We start from the raw sequence: 22,098 nt of genomic DNA on the forward strand, positions 1-22,098 counted from the left end.
ACTGTTTCACTGTGGAAAGCTCGATATGCTGCCGTAGCGCTCCACAGAGTTTTACGAAGAACCAAAAAAGAGAAAAAGAAATCTCTTCATTAGAGGAGATCGATCAACTGTTAGCAACTGATTGGGATCCCTATCTTACCCCCGAACATGCACGTAGATTTTTCGAGCAAGTGGATAGTTTTGAGAAAATGGTATATGACAATCAAGCCATCCAAGATAATGGGGTTCTAACAATTGCCTTGGGGTGGTCTGGGGACTTAAAGCCATAACCAGAGCCTGAAGCGGACTGATCTTGCACCTATAAAATGGACACTTTGCTCCGGAAAATTACACCGTCGTTAGCTTTGCAGGGAGTTTCGAGTGATTAGAAAATATGTACCAGCTTTAATTAGTGGGTTACTGATTGTCGTCGTTATTATATTGTTCCCGCACCAATTTTTATTCAGTAAAATAGTGCCGAACTCACTATGGACGGAATATTTCCCCGTACCATTCGGAGCCGGATGGTTTATTTCACTGTTGGTGTTATTTCCATCGGTCTGGTTTAGTGGCGGTGTGCGACAAGCTCTAAAAGGAGCTGTTGCTTGTATTATTTGTGCAGTCATAGTTGCAGTGCCCATATCGGTCGGGTTAGTAGGTGATGCACTGTCTGTTAATAACGTTATTAATCAGGTTGTTTGGGTAAGTTTAATCTTAGTGCCGCCGTGTATTGTGCATATAAGTATGTTTTGGGTAGTAAAAGTAAAGCTAACAAAAATCTGAATCTGACAATTTTTCTACGCTCATTTGTGTATGTAGCGTAGCTCCATTTTACACAAATGCTCTCCGCAAAAATCGCAGGTGATCTTGTCGTTAGAGGAAAACTAAGTGTTGAGCGAAGACGTACTTAATTCTATATTTATAATAGGGCTATGCCTCTGGCTGCCTTGGTTTTACATAAGATGTAAACGGTTAGAAAAAGATATGCAGAATCTTCCGAAAGAAGATATCAAATCGGTTAGGAAAATACTTGCGCTAAGGCAAGATTTTGCCTGGGCCGCCACCGTGAAATTGCCTGCGTTCTTCAAGTATGTCGCTAATTTCCTCGCTGTTCTGTTTCTTCTATTCGTTGGTACGGGTCTGTACTTTTGGTTGCGGGCGGTGGCCAGGCAGCACCTCTAACGAATAAGGATATGTTGCGCTTGCCGCAACCTATATCATTGTTGAACAAGCCCGGAGGTCGTCGTTCTCTCTAGGTAATTAAATAGTTTTCAGACCGGCGGTTTGGGGGCGCTCGTTGCAAGCGGTCCATTACCTGCATGGTCCCTGACAGTGTGGACAAGGCACACTCACCGAGCGCTTTTAGGCCGGTGGCGGAGCCTGGAGCCGGAGTTGCTTCAACTTCGAATGGAAAATGCCGCCTAAACCCATTACTCTATGGCATGGCTTTGTGGCCTTTTTGTTCACAGTGGGAGTACGAATTTTGTCAGAACGAACCATTCGCTGGGGTATTGTCGGGGCGGGAATTATTGCTCATAAAATGGCCGACGCGATACGTCTGGAACAGGGCTGTGAGCTGGTGGCGGTGGCCTCTCGGACGCCTGAAAAGGCCGAGACGTTTGCGCGGGAGTACGGTATTGCGGCCGAAACCTACCCCTCATTGGTGGCCCGCTCGGATGTGGATGTTATCTACATTGCGACCACCCATAACTTTCATGCAAGCAATGCCGCTTTTTGCCTTGAGCATGGCAAGCATGTGGTGATCGAGAAGCCCTTCACGGTCAATGCCGAGGAAGCCCGGCGGCTGCAACACCTGGCAAGGGCCAACCAGTGTTTTATGATGGAGGCCATTTGGACTCGCTTCCTGCCCAGTATGGTTAAGCTGCGGGAGAGCTTGCAAGGCGGGGCCATTGGCGAGGTTAAGATGGCCACCATCAATTTTGGTGGCGTGGCCCCCGAGCACTACCGTGGCCGCTTGCTGGACCCGACGCTGGCCGGGGGCGTGACCTTGGATATGGGCATCTACCCCATCAGTATGTTGTGCTATGTGCTTGGTGAGGTGCCCCAGGTCACGAGCGCGACTTGTCGCTTTAGTGATACGGGGGTGGATGAAGTGGCTTCCTACCAGCTATCGTTTCCCTCCGGCTGCCTTGCCGCTGTGAACACCAGCTTTAATTTGTTGATGCCTCACCTGGCCTCGTTTTACGGGGACCAAGGCTATCTTGAATACCCCCACTTTCAAAACCTCGGGGACTTTACCCTTAGGCACCTGGAAGGTTCGGCGGTAACCGGTGAGGAAATCGTTCACACCGAGAATGCCGAGAACGGCTTTGTATATCAGGCTCGAGAGGCCGCTCGCTGTATCCGAGAGGGGCTGCAAGAGAGCCCAATAATTCCCGTCCAAGAAACCGTCAATATTATGGGCGTGCTGGATGACATTCGTAAAAAGTTGCCGCTGCGTTATGGCTTTGAATAAAGCATGGACAATAGCCCTCCTCAATAGAGGGGTGTCGCTTATGGGTGCCTACGACCTCAATTCCCACCTGGCTGTAGCAGGTGATGTAATAGGTCTTGCAATAAGTACCGCCGGTCGGTTTCTGGAAGCCTAGCCTGTAGGTAAAAGTAGAGGTTCTTGTTTTCTGGCGAGTCTTTCAGTAGCGCCCAGACTTTATCAAGATAGAGAGTATCAATTGCCTTGGGAGCGGGAAGCGGTTTTTTCGCGGAGGCTACGGCCAGAAGCTGAGAAAGCTTGTCCTTAAAATCGTCAAATTCCCTATCGATTTGAGTGGCCTGCTCACGCAGGGTTTGCTCGGCGCTCCTGAGCAAATGCATAACCATGACTCGACGGGTTTTTCGGCTGCTTTTTTGAGCGGTCACTACATGGGGTTCAGTGTAGCCCTCGTCGGTTGCGGCGATCAGCCCGCGCAATGTTGATATTTCAGAGACGATCGGTAAGCGCGAGCTCTGAAGCTTTTCTTCAGTCTCCCGCATCCAGCGCAGCGTGTTCCCAATAAAGTGGCTGTCGTGGGCCAGGTATTGGTCTACGATAGCGGGCAAGCGCATGAGTTGTTCGACGATTTGTTCCCGGATAACGGCCTTCATCGACGTTATTCAGGCTGAAGCTGGCTGCGGATTGAACCGTCGCTGCTCTGCCCCGTGGCCCACTCCAGCCCTTCTTCTCGTAGAGTGATGCGCAGTCGAACCGCGGATTCGGAGGTGGCCTTCTCTTTGACGGCACTGGTAATGGCTGACGCTTTGAAAGCCTGAGGTTTAGAAGGGGCTTTCAGGGAAATCGCGGATACCTTGTGTCGTATAGCTTTGATAATGCTCTCTTTTTTCTCGCTGGGAACAGAGCGGTCAAGGTTGGATTTTTTTAGGGTCCGACGCAGTGAATCATCAACGGCCCTGACGACTTCTTCCCGACTTATTTTACCGCCAAGTGATTTATGCCGGCTATTAATTTGTTCCAGAACTTTCTTAGTTTCCTGAGAAAACGTTTTTGCGAAGTCTTCACCGTCGTCGTCCACACCCTCTTCGCTCATGGACTCCTTTAGTTGGTCGGTAATGGCTTTTTGGATAGTGGCGGGGGCGTTGAGCTTTGCTTCGCTTTCCATTTCATGTTCGTCTAGTGTGATAGGCATGTCGATGGTTAGCTCTGGCACGCGAACGCGGGGCAGGCTCATTCCTTCCAGTAAGGGATGGTCCTTGTAGTATTCGGCAACTGCCGCGGTTTCTTCATCCGCCATGCGACGGGCGTGTACTAGGCTAACCATTAGTGTCCCTAGTACCGTGCTCAGTTCTGACATAGTGTGATCCTTTGTCGGTGGTTAGGCGAGCCTTGTTGCGGGCCCGCCAGTGCGCATTTCTTAGCTTTCGCTATTGCCCGTTAGAGGGCACTTCTTGAATGGAGTTTTCCAGTATGCCTAGAAGCCGCTCCGTTCCCGCCGGAAGCTCGTCCTGCACGGCCCTGACGTGAACCGACATGCTGTAGGTTCGCTCTATTTTGGAGCTGGCCGAGGTTGAGCGTTTGTAAGAGTAGCTTGCACTGAGTTTTGCCGAGAACGGCCCCCACCCTGCTTTTGCAGAGAGCTTGGTGTTCAGGTCATGGGAGGACGTGGTTGTCGACTCTTGGACGGAGTTGATTTTGGCGTTGAAATCAATGGTGGTCTCCTCTACCCGGATGAAGGGTATGGGAAGCATCGTCAGAATGGGGACTGTCAGGTCGTATTTGGTCGGTGTTACGGTGGTGTTGCCGTCGCCATCGGTTGATTCCAGTGCCTTCATGTAGCTGAAGGTAATCATTGTTGGTTCATTGCTGTCTTGCTCAAAACCCACCGATTTAATGAAGTCAACCGAGGTTTGTGCCGACTGCGCTTGCGCTCTCACCACTGCATCCAGTGGCCCGCCGATCATGGATTTGAAGTCAATGCTTGAAAGTTCGTCGCCGAGTGCCATAAGAAGATTCCTTTAAATGCTACCGTGGAAGGGATGCCCGTTCGAAGGAACAGAGCACTTCTCATTGAAGTGTAGGAGTCGCTACTAAAGCGCTCAAGTTCGCATGTCAGATTGTGGCGTTGTACTAAACAAAAAGCAGAGATTTCTTTATTTATGGAGTGAAATCGCTTTTCTTGGTTTGGGAAGATGGAGTTTGCGCCCGAAAGGGCGCAAATTATTGGCGGGCTTTTATCGATACACTCTGACATAATCCACATACATCCGCTGGGGAAAACGACTGCTGGCGTCGGGCTCGCCCGGCCAGCTGCCGCCCACGGCGACGTTTAGCAGGAAGAAGAACGGTTGGTCGTACACCCAGTTGCCGTATTGTTCCACCTCGGCCCGGGTGACGCTGTAGAAGTTCACATCGTCCACGTACCAGTCGATGCCGTTTTCGTCCCATTCTACGGCGTACACGTGGTAGTTGGCGTCGGCGCGCTCGCCCAGATCGTGGGTGCCGTTGATCGGGGTGTCGCCGGAGTAGCCAGGGCCATGCAGGGCGCCGTGAGTCAGGTTGGGCTCGTAGCCCACGTGTTCCATAATGTCGATCTCGCCGCTCTGGGGCCACCCGGCGTTATCGAAGTCGTTGCCCAACATCCAAAACGCGGGCCAAATGCCTTGGGTTTGCGGCAGCTTGATGCGCGCCTCCATTCGGCCGTACTCGAATGCCTGTTTTCCCTTGGAAATCATTCGGGTGGAGGTGTATTCGCAGTAGCCGTACCAGCAATCGTGGGCCTGGGGGTTCTCCTGGCGGGCTTCGAGCACCAGTACGTTACTGTCCGCTTGCGGGTCGTGCTCAATGTAGGCGTTGTCGCCGTCGGTGTAGTATTGCAGCTCCTGGTTGCCCCAGCCCCAGCCGCCGGTTTCGAAGGTCCAGTGGTTGGTGTTGATGGTGTCGAACTCATCGCTCCAGACCAGTTGCTCTTCGGGGGTCCCGGGGTTGTTGCCCCCGGCCGGTGTGAACCGGATCCAGTTCAGATTAAACTCACCACTGTGTACGTTAACCCGCACGGTGTGTTGGCCCGCGGGCAGGTCGATGGGCCAGGAGGTGAGAGTCGTCCAGGATTGCCAGCCGCCGGTGTACTCGACGTTCTGGGTGCCGACGATTTCCGAGCCGCCTAGATCAATGGTGAATTGTCCGTCGCCCACCTCGGAAGCGACCCGTGAGCTGACGGTGTAGGTGCCCGCTTCCAGGGTGACGGGGTATTCCAACCATTCGCCGGCGGCGGTCCAGCCGACGTTGTGGCCACCGTCGGTATCGGTGGTGGCTTCAATGTCGACATTGTCGCTGCGGTGGGCGCCCCCGCTGTTGCCGGCGGTGGTGTCGTGGGCGTTGGTGTAATCCTCCGCTTGCAGGGTGAGGTTAGTGCCTCCGGCCTGGCCGTACACGTCCATTTCCCAGATGGAGTAGCCCCAGGCGTTGCCAGCGCTGCGGCTGATGCCGAGCATCCGAACATAGCGGTATTGCCCGTCGACGTTCACGGTATCGGTCCGGTCGCCGAAGGCGCCGCCGGTGCGGGTGGCCAGGGTGGTCCAGTTGGCGTTGTCGTTGGAGCCTTGGACTTCGTAGGTGTCGGCATTGGCCGCTTCCCAGTGAATGACCACACTGGACAGACGGTAGGACTGCCCCAGGTCAATAGTGATGTGGGAGGGGTCGGTCTGCGCCGCCGAGGCCCAGCGGGTGTTCATATCGCCGTCGATGGCATTGCTGGCGGCCAGGTCTTGAGTGCTGGCCGAGGCGGTGCCCTCGAGCGCGAGGTTGCCGGACTGCGCGTAAGCGCCTATCGCGGTAGTGCATGCCAGTAGTGTAAAAAACCACTGCCGAAAAAAACGTTTAGAACGTAAAAGATATTGAATCCTCATTTTTTCCTCACATATAGCATGGTTGTTGGATGACCGAAATACGGTGAAGTAAGGAAAGCATGTGAGGGAGGAAAGGCCTTCCCACTTTGCGGCGGGAATGGAAAGTGGTGCGTTTTTTGGGAATCTTTTGGGAAGGTTCTGTGAGGGAAATCACACTTGGCTGTGGGCTGGACCCGTCGTGCCTATTACCTGGCACAACGGGTACCAGGCACGACGGGTTGGCGTAAAAACCACAAAAGGTGGGCGGATTACTCGGCGGTACAGCCTTTGCCGGTAAACGCATCCGCTACCCCTTGCAGGGCGGGCTTGGCAGACAGGTCCGCGTTGAACAGCAGCGGCCAAACGTCCTCATAGTCCGCGCCGTCGACGGCGTTCGAGAATTGTTGCATCAACCAGCTTTCATCATCGGTCAAGCCCCATACGGTGAAACCGCCGCGCTGCTCGGCCGGAACGGTGTCCAGATAGACCTCGGCGATTTGGCAGAAACGTACTTTCTGGGCGGTGGCCAGCTCCAGGTCGTATTCGGGCTGGGGGGGCGGTTCGCCGCCACCGTAGGGGTTAACCACGGCCACATCCAGCTCCGTGACTTTAACCTTCAGGCCCATATCAACGACAGACTTAAAGGCGTTTTGGAAGTCGTTAAGGGAGGGGTAGTCCATGTAAACGTGCATCTGGAAACCCACGCCGTCGATGATGCCCTTGCCGTTCAGGTGCTCGGCAATTTCCAGGGTTTTGCCCAGGCGGTCCGCGTTGGCGGTGTTATCGTAGTCGTTGTAGTAGAGCTCCAGTTCCGGCTTGGCGTCATGGGCGGCCTGGAAGGCTACTTCAATATAAGGCGGCACTTCGCCTGTGGCGGGAGGCTCATAGTTGTAGAAAACCGAGTGGCGCCAGCCGTCGGCGGGGTTGCTGGAGTAGTTGTCGACCGCTTCGTTGACCACATCCCAACTGACGAGGGTATCGCCATACTGTTCATCGAAATGATTGACGATGGTGGTGACGTGCTCGGTGAGCATGGCTCGCCAGTCGCCTTCGTAGCCCTTCATAAAATCCGGGACCTGGTAATCGGAGTGCCATACCAGGGCGTGGCCGTGAACGCTCATGCCATTGGTCTGAGCGAAGTTTACGAACTGGTTGGCATTCTCAAACTCGTAGCGGTTTTCTTCCGGATGCAGATAGCTCATCTTCATGATGTTGCCGGCGGTGAGCTGGTCGAAATGATTAACGATCACGTCTTGGCGAGCCGCGGCGTCATCGTGATTGAAAATGCTGTAGCTTTCATAGGCCGCTGAGACAGCAACGCCCACCGGGAAGTCCGCCAGGAACGATAGCTGGAAGTCCGGGTCGATTGAAATGTAATCACTGGGGCTTGCGCTGCTTGCGGAGGAGGACTGGCTGGAGGCGCTAGCCTCACTGCTGCTGGTCTCGCTGGCGCTGCTTGAGCTGGCGCTTTCACTGGTGGAACTGGCTTCACTGCTGCTTGAGCTGGAAGAGTTTCCGTTATCATCGGAGGAGCTGCCGCCGCAGGCGGTCAAAGACACAGCGAGCACGGCCGTGGCCAATGCTGATAAACGGAAGGGTGTATTGGGTGTGGTCATAGGAAGTCCCCAAAAGTGTTGATGATGACCGTAAGGCGCGCTTTCGGTCTTGTTGTAGTCATTTGAACTACAAGAGTCTACTTATCTCTGAAGGAAAGCTCAAGTAAAAAACGCCCGAATCAGATCTGAGCAAAAGGGCGGAAAAATGGGGCGCCGCCGTGCGCGATTAGGGGTAGGAAAAGGGCTAAAATTACTAAAATAATGAGTATTGCGTCACATAAACGACAATATAGTGTTGACAATTAACCGTTGTTTTATTTCTTCGTTTTCACATATAAAACTTCTATGGTAGTCTGCAAACACTAATAACGTTAAAAAGGAGCGATCATGGCCAAGTCAGTTATCCCCCCGGAAAAAGGGGGGGTCAGTTCCCACGATGACGCGGAGCGTAAATACCGTGCGCCCGCGTTGGAAAAAGGCCTGGATATTCTTGAGTTGTTGGCCAAAGACGGTGTGCCCATGACCACCTCTCAGATCGCCTCGCGCCTGGGGCGCTCGGTGAGTGAGTTATTCCGTATGGTGCTAACCCTGGAATACCGGGGGTACATCGCCCAGTCGGACGATGGGGAAGGGTACGAGCTGACCAACCACCTCTTTGCCCTGGGGATGGCTCAAGCGCCCACCCGCACGCTGCTGGATGTGGCGCTGCCTATTATGAAAGAGTTGGCCCACTCCGTGGGGCAGTCCTGTCATTTGGTGGTGCCTTCGGGTGGCCAGGTGGTGGTGGTGGCCCGAATTGAAAGCCCGCGGGATCTGGGGTTTGCGGTCCGCCTGGGGTATCGGCGGCGGGTGATTGATGCCGCCTCCGGTTTATTGCTCTACGGTATGCGCTCCGAGGCAGAGAAAGCGGCGTGGCGGCCGCAGCTTGCAGGCCCGGATGAAGCGAAGCGGTTGGAGCAGTTCTTAAAAGAGGCGGAGGAAGCTGCGGCTCAGGGCTATGTGTGCCGCCCCAGTGATTTTGTGGACGGGGTGACTGACTTGGCCAGCCCGGTATTCGGCCGGGAAGAGCCCATTGCGGGGCTGATTGTGCCGTTTATTCAGTCCAAGCCGCTTCCGTGCCCCGTGGAAGAGGTTATCGATCGGTTGCAGGCCGCTACCGCGAAAATCGGCAGCCAGCTAGGGGGGCTTTGACTCTTTTTGCTTTTTTACCCCCACAGCTTGCCCCGCTCCACCAACTGGGCCATTATCTCGTGGTCCTGCTCATCCCGCGCGGCGGCTTTGAGTGAGGCCACGGGCCGGACGTAGGTTTCGCACAGGCAGTGCGCCAGTGCCAGGGAGCAGTGGTACTGTTCCCCGTCGACGTAAAGGTGCGCGTTGTCGGCATCGGCCGTGTAGGCGAAGCGGCTGGCGGGGTGCCGTTCGAGCTGTTCAAAATTCTGCCAGTCCCCTTCCTCTCCTTCTTCCGGTTCCAGTTCGGGGTATTTTGGCAAGGTCATGTAACGACCGAACCAGTCGGCCAGGGCCGTATCGGTTAGCTGCTCCTGAATTAATGCGCGCAGCGTGTTGAGTGTCTCCGGTGGGATTTCCCCGGCGGTGGCGCCCAGAGGCTGGGCCGGGTCTCGGTAGCGTTGGTCATTGGTCAGCCCGCTGGCGATGTCCTGGCTCAGTTCGGTCAGAACGTCCGCCACGCTCGGTGCGCGAAAGCCGATGGAATAGGTAATGCAGTCATCGCCTTCCGCCGTGCCCCAGTGGGCGACTCCGGGCGGGATGTACAGCATATCTCCGGGGTTGAGAACCCAGTCGTCTTCGGGGTAAAAATCCTTAAGGATATTCAGCGCCGTGCCTTCAACGCGGGGGCTTTGGCTGTCGCATTGCTGGCCGATACGCCACCGCCTTTTGCCCGACCCTTGCAGAAGAAAAACATCGTAGTAATCGAAGTGCGGGCCGACGCTGCCTTGATCGGTGGCGTAGCTGACCATAATATCGTCCAGGCGCCAGTCGGGTAGGAAGCGGAAGTCCGCTAGTAAGGCCTGAACCTCCGGTACCCATTGGTCCACGGCTTGCACCAATAGTGTCCAGTGGCTGTTGGGCAGATGGCTAAACGTGTGTTCCTCGAACGGCCCTTGTCGCAGTTCCCAGGGCGTTTGGCCGTGCTCCAGAACCAGGCGCGACTCGACATCTTCCTCCAGCGCCAGCCCGGCGAGCTCGTCTCCATCAATCGGGGACTCGAAATCCGGAAAGGCATTGCGGATTAGTAGTGGCTTTTTTTGCCAGTACTCGCGCAGGAATGTGTCGACGGAGGTGTTGCCGAGGTGGGTTAGGGGCATGGTAAGGGTACAGTTGTTTGAATGGCTGGCGGAGAGGAGGGCGGATGAGCGTCAAGCGCATCCGCCATTACCCCTGCTAAATATTCTTCGCTTGCGTTTCGGCGTTGCCGATGTAATTGCCCGGCGTTAGCGCCCGAATGGCTTCCTTGGCTTCTTCGGGAATATCCAGGCCGGCGACAAAGTCATCCAGCACTTTCTGGTTAATCGTTTGACCACGGGTGAGCGCCTTGAGTTTTTCATAGGGCTCTTCCACCTCGTATCGGCGCATGATGGTCTGGATTGGCTCGGCCAATACTTCCCAGGCGTTGTCCAGGTCCGCCGCCAGGCGCGCGCGGTTGATTTCCAGCTTGCCGATGCCTTTCATTGTGGAGGCGTAGGCAATAAAGCTATAACCGAAACCCACACCCATGTTGCGCAGCGCGGTGGAGTCGGTCAGGTCGCGCTGCCAGCGGGAGATTGGGAGCTTCTGGGCCAGATGGGTGAACACGGCATTGGCTAGCCCCAGGTTGCCTTCGGAGTTTTCAAAATCAATGGGGTTGACCTTGTGCGGCATGGTGGAGGAGCCCACCTCACCCGCAATGGTCTTCTGCTTGAAGTAACCCAGGGAGATGTAGCTCCAGATATCGCGATCAAAGTCGATCAGGATGGTGTTGAACCGGGCAATGGCGTCGAACAGCTCGGCAATGTAGTCGTGTGGTTCAATCTGAGTCGTGTAAGGGTTCCAGGCGAGGCCCAGCCCTTCCACAAAGGTTTTGGCGTTGCTGGACCAGTCGATGTTCGGGTAGGTGGCCAAGTGAGCGTTGTAATTGCCCACGGCGCCGTTGATTTTACCCAGCAGTTCGACCTGTTCGATCTGCTTTACTTGACGGCGCAGGCGCGCCACCACATTGGCCATTTCCTTACCCACGGTGGTGGGGGAGGCGGTCTGGCCGTGGGTGCGGGACAGCATGGGGTCGGCGGCGTAGTCGTGGGCCAGTTTGGTGATGGCCTCGATAATGTCCTTCGCTTGGGCGAGCAGCTGGTCGCGACCGGTTTTGAGCATCAGGGCGTGAGACAGGTTGTTAATGTCTTCACTGGTACAGGCGAAGTGTACGTACTCGAGTACCGCTTCCAGCTCCGAGTTGCCGGCAAACTGCTTTTTCAGAAAGTATTCCACGGCCTTGACGTCGTGGTTGGTGGTGCGTTCTATTTCTTTAATTTTCTCGGCGTCGGACTCGTTGAAGTTGGCGACGATGGTATCCAGTTGTTTGTGCGTCTGCGCGCTGAAAGTGGGCACTTCGGCAATGCCCGGATGCTCGCTCAGGCGCTGCAGCCAGCGAACTTCCACCGCCACACGGCAGTGAATCAAACCGAATTCGCTGAAAACGGCGCGAAGCGCTTCGGTTTTGCTGCCATAGCGGCCATCAATGGGGGAAACGGCGTTCAGGGGCGTCAGTTGGTCAAAGGTCGGGGATGCCATGAGAGTCTCTTGCTTGGGTTCAAACGGTTCGGGAAAAGGCGGTTATTGTACCGGAAAATGGGGTTGGGCGCAGTGGCCTGGGGCGATGGCGCCAACCTGAAACGGCAGGTGGCGCGCTTCGCGCATACCGTGCCCTACGGGAGGTCGGCTTTTGCTTCTCGCAGCAACCGGTCCACGGTGGCCGCCATTTTGCGCCGTTGGAATAACAGCTGCCAACGGCTGCCGCCCACCTGCCGCCAAAGGGTGGCGGAGCGAATGCCGGCGAGCAGCAGTGCCCGGATCTGGTTGGCGATACGAGGCTGTTGCAGGTAATTCTGGTCCCCGGTGACCTGAACCCGAAACCGGAAGGTGCTGATGGTTTCTTTGTACAGGTCGGCGAGGTTGCCGATGACGTTCTCGTGCGTGCTGGAAAAGTGCTCCGCCTGACGGGCGGCCTGTTTAAGCCGGGTGCCGAGCACCCCGAGCATGTCCTTGCGTCCGCTGAGTTTGCGCTGCAGGTGGAGAATGCCCAGGGCGTACCGCAGCGCGTCTTTATGCTGCTGGTTGCCTGTCTCCAGGGTCTGCTGAAGGATCTCCAGCCCGAATATGAGGTTGGCCAGTGAGTCGCCGTAGACCGCCCGGGTGTTGGGTGGGTCCATGGCAAAGAGGCTCTCGATGGAGCAGCGATACACATCGCCGGGTACGTAGCCGGTTTTGGCGATTTGCTCCACCAGTCCGGTGGCCTGAAAAAGGCCGGCCAGGGCAATACAGACGTTGTCGAGCTTATCGGTCACGGGGTGTTGGGGTCCTTAATATCGGTGTTACGCGTCAGTTTGATGATCGGTTGCGGGCGGATAAGCGTAGCGCATCCGCCGTTTTCAACGATTGTAACCTGCTACACGGCCTGCTCGATAACAGCGCCACCGAGGCATATATCCCCATCGTACAGCACCAGAGACTGCCCCGGGGTAATGGCTCGCTGAGGGGCATCGAACCGCACGCTCAACCGGTCGCCGTTGACGGAGACCTCGCACGCCTGGTCGGGCTGGCGGTAACGGGTTTTCGCCATGCAGCGGAAGCGTTCGGCCGGCGGCTCGCCGTTAATCCAGTGGACCTGGCTGGCCTCCAGCCCATTTTTGTACAGCAGGGGGTGGTCGCCCTGGACCGCGATCAACACGTTTCGCTCCAGGTCCTTCTCGGCCACAAACCAGGGAGACTCATCGGCGCCGGGTACCCCGCCGATGCCCAGGCCCTGGCGCTGACCAATGGTGTAGTACATCAGACCCGAGTGCTCGCCGATAACCTGGCGTTCCGGGGTTTGAATCTCGCCCGGTTGGGCGGGCAAGTACTGTTGCAGAAAATCCTTGAAGCGGCGCTCGCCGATAAAGCAGATACCGGTACTGTCTTTCTTGGCGTGGGTGGCCAGGCCATGCTCGGCGGCGATGCGCCGGACCTCGGGCTTTTCGATTTCGCCCAGCGGGAACAAGCTGCGGGCGAACTCGGCCTCCCCAACGGCGTGTAAAAAGTAGCTCTGGTCCTTGTTCGGGTCCAGCCCCTTGAGCAGATAAGTACGCCCCTCCCGGTCCTGGCGGCGAACGTAGTGGCCGGTGGCGATCAGCTCTCCGCCGAGCATTTCGGCGTATTCCATAAAGACTTTGAACTTGATCTCCCGATTGCACAGGATGTCCGGGTTCGGGGTGCGCCCGGCCTTGTATTCGGCCAGAAAATGCTCGAACACATTGTCCCAGTACTCGGCGGCGAAGTTGGCGGTGTGCAGCTTAATGCCGAGCCGCTCGCAAACTCGCTCGGCGTCGGCCAGGTCGGCCTTGGCGGTGCAGTATTCGGTACCGTCGTCCTCGTCCCAGTTCTTCATAAACAGGCCTTCGACCTGATGCCCCTGCTGCTGCAGGAGCAGGGCGGTGACGGAGGAGTCGACGCCGCCGGACATGCCGACGATCACGCGGGGTTTAGCGGACATGCTCATGAATCCCATTCTACTGATGTGGGCGCAACAGCTCCAGCGGGTAACGCTGGCCGCTCAGGTAATCGTCAACCGCTTCCAGCACCATGGGGCTGCGCCATTGGTCTTTGTGGGCCAGAAGCTGCTCCCGGGTGAGCCAGCGGGGCTCGATAATACCCTCATCCAGCGCTCGCTCGGTGTGCTCCTCAAGGGCCTCGGCGGCGAACGTGTGGCGCAAGTAAGTCACGCCGTTGGCCGGGGCGGTATAAAGCCCGATGCCCAACAGGGCAGTGGGGCGAACCTGCCAGCGGGTCTCCTCCAGCGTTTCGCGCACCGCAGCTTGCACCAGGCTCTCTCCTGGCTCCAGGTGCCCGGCCGGTTGGTTATACACCTGGCGGCCCTCCGATTCTTCATAGACGAATAGAAAGCGGCCATCGTGTTCTACGACGGTGGCGACAGTGACGTGGGGAGCCCAGGTCATGTGAAGAATCCTTGTACTGCTTTCGGCGAAAGGGCAGGCGTTGAGCGGTTCGATGGCCGCTCAATACCCGCATTTGGCGGCTCGGAGTTTACAGGATCTTGGGCTCTCTGTCCGCCAGATAACGGGGCGTCTCGGTAAGAGCAGCATTTGCGCCGGTGCCGAAAGTCTGGCATGGTTGAGGGCTTCCGGCGCGCGATCCAGTCCCGAGTTAAAAAGTCTTTGCTTTTGGCTCACGTTTGGGCAAAATTGCGCGCCTTTTGCGTTATATCGCACCGGTTTGTCACCAATGTCACAAACCGGCCACATGCTTCCGGGGGTAGCCCGGTCCTTGCCATTATGAACTATGAGGTAAATTGCCGCATTGACTCACTCTGATGATTCCCAAGCCTGGTCCGCTCGCCACTCCGCCGAACTGTACGGCATTGAAGAGTGGGGCGGTGGATACTTCGGGGTCTCCCCCGAGGGGGAAGTCGTTGTCCGCTCCCCCACCAATGGCCAGGCGGGGGCGACCGTCTCGCTCATGGACATTGCCCAGGGGCTGCATCAGCGCGGTCTGGAAATGCCCATTCTGCTGCGCCTGGAAAACCTGGTGGACAGCCGCCTGAGTATTCTCAACGAGTCCTTCGCCCAAGCGATCGAGAGCACCGGCTACCAGGGAGTCTACCGCGGCGCTTTCCCGATCAAGGTCAACCAGCAGAGCCACATCGTGGCGGAAATCGCCCGCTTTGGCGAACGCTACAACCACGGCCTCGAGGCGGGCAGCAAGGCCGAACTGATGATCGCCCTGTCCACCCTGCAGAACCGGGAAAGCCTGATCATCTGTAATGGCTACAAAGACGCCGAGTTCATCGACCTGGGGTTGCAAGCTCGTAAACTGGGCTTCAAATGCTTTTTCGTGCTGGAAACTCCCGCCGAAGTGCCGCTCATTATTGAGCGCAGCAAAGCTTTGGGAGTGGACCCGCTGATTGGCGCCCGCCTTAAACTTTCCACCAAAGTGGAAGGCCACTGGAGCGAAGACAGCGGCGATCGCAGCCTATTCGGCCTGACCGCCATTCAACTGGTGGATGTGGTCGACAGCCTGCGCGAGGCCGGCCTGCTGCACTGCTTCCAAATGCTGCACTTCCACCTGGGCTCTCAGATTCCCAATATTCGCAGCATCCGCACCGGCGTGTTCGAAGCCTGCCGGTACTACATCGACCTGGTGGCCGAAGGCGCCCCCCTGGGCTACATGGACCTAGGCGGCGGTCTGGCCATCGACTACGACGGCACCTGCAGCACCAGCGGTCACAGCCGAAACTACTCCGTGCAGGAATACTGCATCGACGTGGTCGAAGCCATTCAGCAAGCCCTGGACCCCCACGACGTGGCGCACCCGGTGATCGTGACCGAATCCGGCCGAGCCACCGTCGCCCACACCTCCGTGCTGCTGTTCAACGTCCTGGACGTGGGCCACTTCGACCCCGCGCCCTTGCCCGAGGACCTGCCGGAAAACAGCCACGCTCAGTTGTCCAACCTGTGGCACGCCATCAAAGTAATCGCCGTCACCAATCTGCAGGAAAGCTACAACGACGTCACCTACTATCGCGACCAAATTCGCGACATGTTCCACCGGGGCGAAATCAGTCTGCGCGAACGGGCCTTCGGCGAAAACCTCTACCTCGCCGGCCTACAGAAAATCGCCGCACTGCTGCCCGAACTCAAGCGCATCCCCGCGGAACTGGAAACCCTGCCGCAACAACTGGCCGACATCTACTACGGCAACTTCAGCGTCTTCCAGTCCCTGCCGGACTCCTGGGCCATCGAACAAGTCTTCCCGGTCATGCCCATCCATCGGCTCAACGAAAAACCCAGCCGACAGGCCATCATCGCCGACCTCACCTGCGACTGCGACGGCAAACTCGACCGCTTCGCCGGCCCCCACGGCAACACCGAAACCTTATCGGTTCACCCGGTCAAAGACACCGAAGAATACTACCTCGGCGTCTTCCTGGTGGGCGCCTACCAGGAAACCCTGGGCGACCTGCACAACCTATTCGGCGACACCAACGTCGCCAGCGTGCGGATCAACCACGAAGGCGGCATGGAATTCGTACACGAACTGCACGGCGACAGCATCGCCGACGTACTCAGCTACGTCGAATACGACCCACAGGCCATGTTCAAACAATTCCGCGCCACCGCCGAGCAGGCAGTCCGGGATGGCCGGATCAACGTTTCCGATCGTCAGGAAATGTTGGCGGCGTTTACCGATAGTTTGCGTGGGTATACGTATTTTGAGCGTTGATTAGAGGTTTTTTGGCGGGTGCGCTTCGCTCCGATGCGTCGGACCGACCCGCCCAACACGTAATTGTGGCACAGAGGTATTGGGAGAGACCATCCATACAAGACTCTCTGACGCCTACATGGGATGTAGGTGTTAGGGCGACGCAGGAAGCCAAAGCCGAGGCATGGATGCCGATGAGAAGCCCCCATGGACGGGTTTACGGCGGGTCTTGCATGGATGGTCTCTCCCAATACCGGACTTGACGAATTGAAAAAGATTTCTGGCTTTAAGGAGATACACAATGGCTAAAGTAATGATTATTGGCGCCGGTGGCGTCGGCGGCGTAGTAACCCACAAATGCGCCCAAGTGCCCGACGTATTCTCGGAAATTGTATTGGCCAGCCGCACCGAAGCCAAATGCAAAGCCATCGCCGAACAAATCGACCGGCCCATCAAAACCGCCCAAGTCGACGCCGACAACGTCCCCGAACTCGTCGAACTACTCAACCGGGAAAAACCCGACCTCGTCATCAACGTCGCACTCCCATACCAAGACCTCACCATCATGGACGCCTGCCTCCAAGCCGGCATCCACTACCTCGACACCGCCAACTACGAACCACCCGGCGAAGCCAAATTCGAATACAGTTGGCAATGGGCCTACCAAGACAAATTTATTCAAGCGGGCAAAATGGCCCTGCTCGGCTCCGGCTTCGACCCCGGCGTAACCAACGTCTACACCGCCTACATCAAAAAACACCACCTCGATGAAATCCACACCCTTGATATCATCGACTGTAACGCCGGCGACCATGGCCACCCCTTCGCCACCAACTTCAACCCCGAAATTAACATCCGCGAAGTCACCGCCAAAGGCCGCTACTGGGAAAACGGCGGTTGGAAAGAAACCGACCCGCTGAGCGAAAAACGCTCCTTCGACTTCCCCCACGGCATCGGGCCCAAAAACTGCTACCTGATGTACCACGAAGAACTGGAATCCATCACCAAACACTTCCCCGAAATTAAACGGGCCCGGTTCTGGATGACCTTCTCCGACAATTACCTCAAGCACCTCGAAGTGCTCCAAAACGTCGGCATGACCTCCATTGAACCGGTCAACTTCGAAGGCAAGGAAATTATTCCGCTGCAGTTCTTGAAAGCCCTGCTGCCGGACCCGGCCAGCCTCGGCCCGCGCACCAAAGGCAAAACCTGCATTGGCTGCCTGGCCCAGGGCACAAAAGACGGCAAACCCAAAACCGTCTACGTCTACAACATCTGTGACCACGAAGCGTGCTACCGGGAAGTTAAATCCCAGGCCATTTCCTACACCACCGGCGTGCCCGCCATGATCGGTGCCAAAATGATGCTGGAAGGCAAATGGATGAAAGACGGCGTGTGGAACATGGAGCAACTGGACCCCGACCCCTTCATGGACGCGCTCAACCAGCACGGCCTGCCGTGGGAAGTGGAAGAAGTCACCCAGAAAACCGGCATGGAAGAGTAGGGCGGCTCAACACCACTATGACAGCAGCTTTTCGCCACTTCGATCCCGCCCGCGTGCCGTCCCCCTGTTTTGTGGTGGACGTGGCCGCGATCGAGAACAACCTCAAAGTGCTCAACAGTGTTCAGCGCGAGAGCGGCGCCAAGGTGCTGGCCGCGCTGAAGGCATTCTCTTGTTGGCGCCTGGGGGACATGACCGCGCGCTACTTGTCCGGGACCTGCGCCAGCGGCCTGCATGAAGCCCGCCTGGGGCGGGAGTTCTACGGCGGCGAAGTCCACACCTATTCGGCGGCGTTTCGCGAATCGGACCTCAGTGAAATTCTGAAAATTTCCGACCACGTCGTATTCAACTCCTTCAGCCAGTGGCGCCGGTTTCGGGAGATGGCGCTGGCCGCTCAGCGGTCGCGGCCACAGCTGCGCTTCGGGCTGCGCATCAACCCCGAGCACTCCGAAGGGGAAGTACCGCTATATGACCCCTGTGCCCCCGGCTCCCGCATGGGCATTCCCGCCAGCCGGTTCGAGCCCGATGAACTCGAGGGCATTTCAGGCCTGCACTTTCACACGCTCTGCGAGCAGGACCTGCCACCCTTGGCGCGCACGGTCAAAGCGGTGGAAGAAAAATTCGGCCCCTGGCTCGAACGCATGGAATGGGTCAATTTCGGGGGCGGACACCACATTACCGAGCCCGGCTACCAAGTGGATGAGCTGATTGCGCTAGTGCGGGATTTTCGCCAACGTCACAACGTGGAAGTCTACCTCGAGCCCGGCGAGGCGGTGGCGATTCACACCGGCGTACTGGTGGCGGAAGTGCTGGACATTACATGGAACCAGCTGGATCAGGCGATTCTCGACACCTCGGCCACCTGCCACATGCCCGACACGCTGGAGATGCCCTACCGGGCCCATATTCTGGGCAGTGGCCAACCGGGTGAGAAAGCACACACCTATCGCCTGGGCGGAATGACCTGTCTGGCGGGCGATGTTATGGGGGATTACAGCTTTGATAAGCCGCTTTCGGTGGGGCAGCGGTTGCTGTTTGACGATATGTCCCACTACACCATGGTAAAAACGAGCACGTTCAACGGTGTTCCGCTGCCCGCCATCGCGCTGTGGGATTCAGGTACGGACGAATTGGCCGTGGTTCGGGAATTCGGTTACGATGACTTCAAAACGCGCTTGTCCTAAGGGGTGGTGGGGCGGGCGCCCATAGGGGCCCGCCCCTGGGCGCTTACTCATCGCCGTCCATGGTCTCGCGCGCCTTATCCGCCGCTTCCCGGCTCTCTTCTTTCACTTCATTCCAGCCTTCCTGCAGGTTGTCGCCCGCTTCGTCAGCGGCTTCCCGCGTGGCATCGCCGGCTTCGTCCGCTTTCTCCTTGGTGGCATCCCACACTTCGCCAGAGGCTTCCTTGGTCTCCTCCCAGGCTTCGCCAGTATGCTCTTTGGTTTCATCCCAGGCTTCCCGAGTTTCCTCGGCGGCCTCTTCAGCGGTGTTTTCGGCCTCCTCCTGAGTGCAGCCCGCCATGGCTCCTGTCACCAGTAGTACCGTTGCCAGCCAAAATGTCATTTTCATCGTATCAACTCCTGTGAACGTTTATGGTGAGCCCCGAGCGCGTTACAACGCTCCTAACCGCTTGGACGGCGCTTAACCGCCTGCGTTCCGTCAGGTTCTGTGAAAGGACCAACAAAAGGCGCCCCCCCGCCATAAAAGGGCCCCATGAGACCTCCGCGCTATCGGGGGCGGCGTTTTTTTTATACAATGGCGGCGCGAATTGGCCACAGAGGTTCCGTTATGACGATTGAGCAGTTCGAGAGCTGGTCGCTGATCCTGGGTATCGGTGGTCTGATTGCCTTTATGCTCTTTATCGTCTGGGACCTGGCGAAAAGTTCAAAAGCCGGTCGCTTCGGTACCTTCATTTTGTTCCTGGCCCTCGGCCTCGGGCTGGCCGGCTTTCTGATCAAAACCGTTCTGGTGGAAATTATCAATCCGTAGAAGCCCTTAGCCCCCAGAGCCATACCACACAATAACGTCGGGAAGGTCGCACATGCTGCAGTTGTTTGTTCCCAGCTCGAAAGTTCAGAAAGACCGACGAGTCATGCGCGATACCGATGCTCGGGTCGCCAAATACAGCCGTCGCGGTTTGGTGCTGAACTTTATTGTGGCGGTTTCTTGCCTGACGTTTGGAGAATTTTTCCGACAGTATCAAACCCTGGCCATTATTTTGATTGTGGGCCTGCTGGTATTGACCCTGTTGCGCGCCTACTACCTGTTCCGTTTCGATACGTTGTATTCGAGGGCGCCAGCCCGGTGGCGGAACCAGTACTTTGCCGCCTCGTTTCTGGGCGCCGGCTGGTGGGCCTTCATACTGGTGAGCTTGACGTGGCTTCAGGGAATGCGTGATGAAACCCTGGTGATGTGGCTCTACTCGGTGGTGTTTTACTCCAGTGTGGCCAACGTCTTCGCGCCTTATCGGCGCTTTCTGACGACTTACCTCTCTATTGGGTTGGTACCGGCGGGCTTGACCGCCATAGCGCTGCTTGATGTGGAAGGCTACCTTTACGGGAGCATTATGTTGGTGTTCTACGTCATGCTCAGCCACCAGGCCAAAGTGACGTCCAACACCTACTGGGAGCGCCTGGAGGCCAACCATGCCCTGCGCGAGCGCGCCAAGGGTCTGGAGTTTGAGCAGCGCAGCTCCAAAGCCGCCATTGACCTAAAAAACGAATTTCTGGTGAACCTCGGTCAGGAGTTTCGTTCGTCCCTGAACGATATTCTGGGCACCCTGGCGTTGGTGGACGACGAGCAGCTCTCCGAGCGCCACCGCGAGCTGCTCCTGCTGGCGAGCAAAGCCGCCGAGCGGCAGCTCGATCTGGTTAACAACGTGGTGGACTTCTCCCGCATTACCACCAAATCCCTCGTGCTGGAATCGGTGCCGTTTAATTTGCGCCGTCTGCTGGAAAAGCTGGTGCAGGATTTTGCGTTGGAGGCCCATCAACACGGGGTTGAACTCAACTACCTATTCAGTCGCGACCTGCCGCGACGGGTGGAGGGAGATGCGACTCGCCTGGGCCAGATACTCGGTACTCTGATGACCTATGCCGTTAAGCAGTCCGGCATGGAACAGATTTTTGTTGAGGCGGTTTTTCACCCCGGCCAGGAAGAGGAAGGCGAGTTACAGGTAGTTGTGAGCGACGCCACCCGTTCTGTGGAAGGCCCCGATGCCGGATCAGCGACTTCGGAGGCGGGCGACGAACCCATGCGCGGTATCGGCCTCTCGATCTGCAAGGGTCTGGCCGAGTGTATGGGCGGTAGCGTACACCTGGCGGATAACCGAGAGTCCGGCAAACGCATCGTTATCAATGTTCAGCTGGATGTGATCGCGTACCAGGAAGCCTCTGGCCAGCAGGAGCCGCGGCTTAGGAATAAGCGAGTGCTTCTGGTGGACGTTCCGGAAGTGGTGGCGCTGGACTTGGTGGACCAGTTGGCGAACTGGGGGGTAAGGGCCTCGCGGGTTAACGGCCACAGCCAGGCACTGCAGCAGTTGAGGAAAGAGGCCAGTGGGGAGGCCCCTTCGGACTTGGTGCTGATCTACAACAGGCTGAACAGCTTTGATGCCTTGACTCTGTCCGGCGATATTGCCAGTGACGCGGAGTTGGGCGAGCTGCCTCAGCTCATTGCCATGAGCTTGTTGCAGCGCGACAGCCAAGAGGTCAGGTCTCACCTGAAGGCCTACCCGCAAGTGAGCTGTATTGAAAAACCCATCATGCAGCGCAAGCTTTACGAGACGATGGTGCACCGCCTTCTGAGCCATGAGCCCCATGAGGTCGAAGCAGCCGAGGAAGAGGAAGATGCCGTGCATTTCCCCACCGGGCGGCGCGTCTTAATGGTGGAAGACCAACGGGTTAGCCAGATGGTGGTTTCGGGCATGCTACGCAAGCTCGGTTGCCAGGTGCACATGGCCAGCAACGGCAAAGAGGCGCTTTCTGCCCTGGAGAAAGAAAAGTTTGATTTGGTGCTGATGGACTGCGACATGCCCGAGCTGGACGGCCTTTCGGCCACCGAGAGAATTCGGGCCGAGGAGGCGGAGAAGGGCGGGCGCCATCTGCCCATTGTGGCCATGACCTCCTACACGAGCGAAGAAGACCAGGCCCGTTGCCGGGCGGCCGGCATGGACGACCATATCGGCAAGCCGATTCGTTACGAGGCGCTGCAAACGCAGCTTGAGCAGTGGCTGGGCCGGGGTCGGCACTGACTCGAGGC

20 protein-coding genes are annotated in these 22,098 nt (G+C 57.2%); 9 read left to right on the forward strand and 11 right to left on the reverse strand.

From position 1 onward, the window contains the following. The 3 genes from AAE514_RS16140 to AAE514_RS16150 form a co-directional block, all read left to right on the forward strand. Positions 1-269, forward strand: a 269-nt coding sequence (locus tag AAE514_RS16140) for a hypothetical protein (protein ID WP_347332589.1), incomplete at its 5' end; no start/stop codon positions are given. 91 nt (positions 270-360) lie between these two features. Further along, positions 361-762 (forward strand): hypothetical protein, encoded by a 402-nt coding sequence (locus tag AAE514_RS16145; protein ID WP_347332590.1) that lies wholly within the window; start codon positions 361-363, stop codon positions 760-762. Positions 763-1,462: 700 nt separating this feature from the next. After that, positions 1,463-2,455 (forward strand): Gfo/Idh/MocA family protein, encoded by a 993-nt coding sequence (locus AAE514_RS16150; protein ID WP_347332591.1) that lies wholly within the window; start codon positions 1,463-1,465, stop codon positions 2,453-2,455. A 56-nt stretch (positions 2,456-2,511) separates the two neighbouring features. Here AAE514_RS16150 and AAE514_RS16155 read toward each other — a convergent pair whose 3' ends face one another. The 5 genes from AAE514_RS16155 to AAE514_RS16175 all read right to left on the reverse strand — a co-directional run bounded on the left by AAE514_RS16155 (position 2,512) and on the right by AAE514_RS16175 (position 7,931). Further along, positions 2,512-3,081 (reverse strand): hypothetical protein, encoded by a 570-nt coding sequence (locus tag AAE514_RS16155; protein WP_347332592.1) that lies wholly within the window; start codon positions 3,079-3,081, stop codon positions 2,512-2,514. A gap of 5 nt (positions 3,082-3,086) precedes the next feature. Further along, a complete protein-coding gene (locus AAE514_RS16160) occupies positions 3,087-3,785 on the reverse strand; it encodes a hypothetical protein (RefSeq protein ID WP_347332593.1) in 699 nt (232 codons plus the stop codon). Between the two features lie 70 nt (positions 3,786-3,855). Next, complete coding sequence (locus AAE514_RS16165; RefSeq protein ID WP_347332594.1) at positions 3,856-4,434, reverse strand: DUF2589 domain-containing protein; 579 nt, start codon at positions 4,432-4,434, stop codon at positions 3,856-3,858. 228 nt (positions 4,435-4,662) lie between these two features. Then, the gene (locus AAE514_RS16170; RefSeq protein WP_347332595.1) at positions 4,663-6,336 is read right to left on the reverse strand and encodes a family 16 glycosylhydrolase; all 1,674 of its coding nucleotides are present in this window, start codon (positions 6,334-6,336) and stop codon (positions 4,663-4,665) included. Positions 6,337-6,584: 248 nt separating this feature from the next. Further along, positions 6,585-7,931, reverse strand: a complete 1,347-nt coding sequence (locus AAE514_RS16175) for an endo-1,4-beta-xylanase (RefSeq protein ID WP_347332596.1) — start codon at positions 7,929-7,931, stop codon at positions 6,585-6,587. Between the two features lie 327 nt (positions 7,932-8,258). Here AAE514_RS16175 and AAE514_RS16180 point away from each other — a divergent pair, with 327 nt between their 5' ends. Continuing rightward, positions 8,259-9,062, forward strand: coding sequence for an IclR family transcriptional regulator (locus tag AAE514_RS16180; protein WP_347332597.1), 804 nt, complete (start codon positions 8,259-8,261; stop codon positions 9,060-9,062). A 14-nt stretch (positions 9,063-9,076) separates the two neighbouring features. On the opposite strand, the gene AAE514_RS16185 is transcribed toward AAE514_RS16180, so the two are convergent. The 5 genes from AAE514_RS16185 to AAE514_RS16205 all read right to left on the reverse strand — a co-directional run bounded on the left by AAE514_RS16185 (position 9,077) and on the right by AAE514_RS16205 (position 14,077). Continuing rightward, positions 9,077-10,198: a cupin domain-containing protein gene (locus AAE514_RS16185; RefSeq protein WP_347332598.1), complete on the reverse strand. Its 1,122-nt coding sequence runs from the start codon at positions 10,196-10,198 to the stop codon at positions 9,077-9,079. A gap of 76 nt (positions 10,199-10,274) precedes the next feature. After that, a complete protein-coding gene (purB, locus tag AAE514_RS16190; RefSeq protein WP_347332599.1) occupies positions 10,275-11,657 on the reverse strand; it encodes an adenylosuccinate lyase in 1,383 nt (460 codons plus the stop codon). 134 nt (positions 11,658-11,791) lie between these two features. Continuing rightward, positions 11,792-12,430: a high frequency lysogenization protein HflD gene (gene hflD, locus AAE514_RS16195; RefSeq protein WP_347332600.1), complete on the reverse strand. Its 639-nt coding sequence runs from the start codon at positions 12,428-12,430 to the stop codon at positions 11,792-11,794. A gap of 101 nt (positions 12,431-12,531) precedes the next feature. After that, entirely contained in the window at positions 12,532-13,614 is a 1,083-nt protein-coding gene (gene mnmA / locus AAE514_RS16200; RefSeq protein ID WP_430623910.1) for a tRNA 2-thiouridine(34) synthase MnmA, read from the reverse strand. Positions 13,615-13,630: 16 nt separating this feature from the next. Next, positions 13,631-14,077 (reverse strand): NUDIX hydrolase, encoded by a 447-nt coding sequence (locus AAE514_RS16205; protein ID WP_347332602.1) that lies wholly within the window; start codon positions 14,075-14,077, stop codon positions 13,631-13,633. A gap of 361 nt (positions 14,078-14,438) precedes the next feature. On the opposite strand from AAE514_RS16205, the gene speA reads away from it, so the two are divergent. The 3 genes from speA (at position 14,439) to nspC (ending at position 19,025) form a co-directional block, all read left to right on the forward strand. After that, positions 14,439-16,361 (forward strand): biosynthetic arginine decarboxylase, encoded by a 1,923-nt coding sequence (speA, locus tag AAE514_RS16210; protein WP_347332603.1) that lies wholly within the window; start codon positions 14,439-14,441, stop codon positions 16,359-16,361. A 280-nt stretch (positions 16,362-16,641) separates the two neighbouring features. After that, on the forward strand, positions 16,642-17,844 hold the full coding sequence (locus AAE514_RS16215; protein ID WP_347332604.1) for a saccharopine dehydrogenase family protein: 1,203 nt from the start codon (positions 16,642-16,644) through the stop codon (positions 17,842-17,844). Between the two features lie 17 nt (positions 17,845-17,861). After that, positions 17,862-19,025 (forward strand): carboxynorspermidine decarboxylase, encoded by a 1,164-nt coding sequence (gene nspC / locus AAE514_RS16220; protein WP_347332605.1) that lies wholly within the window; start codon positions 17,862-17,864, stop codon positions 19,023-19,025. A 43-nt stretch (positions 19,026-19,068) separates the two neighbouring features. Here the strand turns inward: nspC and AAE514_RS16225 are convergent, their stop codons facing one another. After that, a complete protein-coding gene (locus AAE514_RS16225) occupies positions 19,069-19,410 on the reverse strand; it encodes a hypothetical protein (RefSeq protein ID WP_347332606.1) in 342 nt (113 codons plus the stop codon). 219 nt (positions 19,411-19,629) lie between these two features. Between AAE514_RS16225 and AAE514_RS16230 the strand changes: the two genes are divergently transcribed. Beyond that, positions 19,630-19,830 (forward strand): DUF2788 domain-containing protein, encoded by a 201-nt coding sequence (locus tag AAE514_RS16230; protein ID WP_347332607.1) that lies wholly within the window; start codon positions 19,630-19,632, stop codon positions 19,828-19,830. A gap of 52 nt (positions 19,831-19,882) precedes the next feature. Continuing rightward, on the forward strand, positions 19,883-22,090 hold the full coding sequence (locus tag AAE514_RS16235) for a response regulator (protein ID WP_347332608.1): 2,208 nt from the start codon (positions 19,883-19,885) through the stop codon (positions 22,088-22,090). The last annotated feature ends 8 nt before the right edge of the window (positions 22,091-22,098 follow it).

The sequence above is a fragment of the Marinimicrobium locisalis genome (genome assembly GCF_039822625.1).
Lineage (GTDB): Bacteria > Pseudomonadota > Gammaproteobacteria > Pseudomonadales > Cellvibrionaceae > Marinimicrobium > Marinimicrobium locisalis.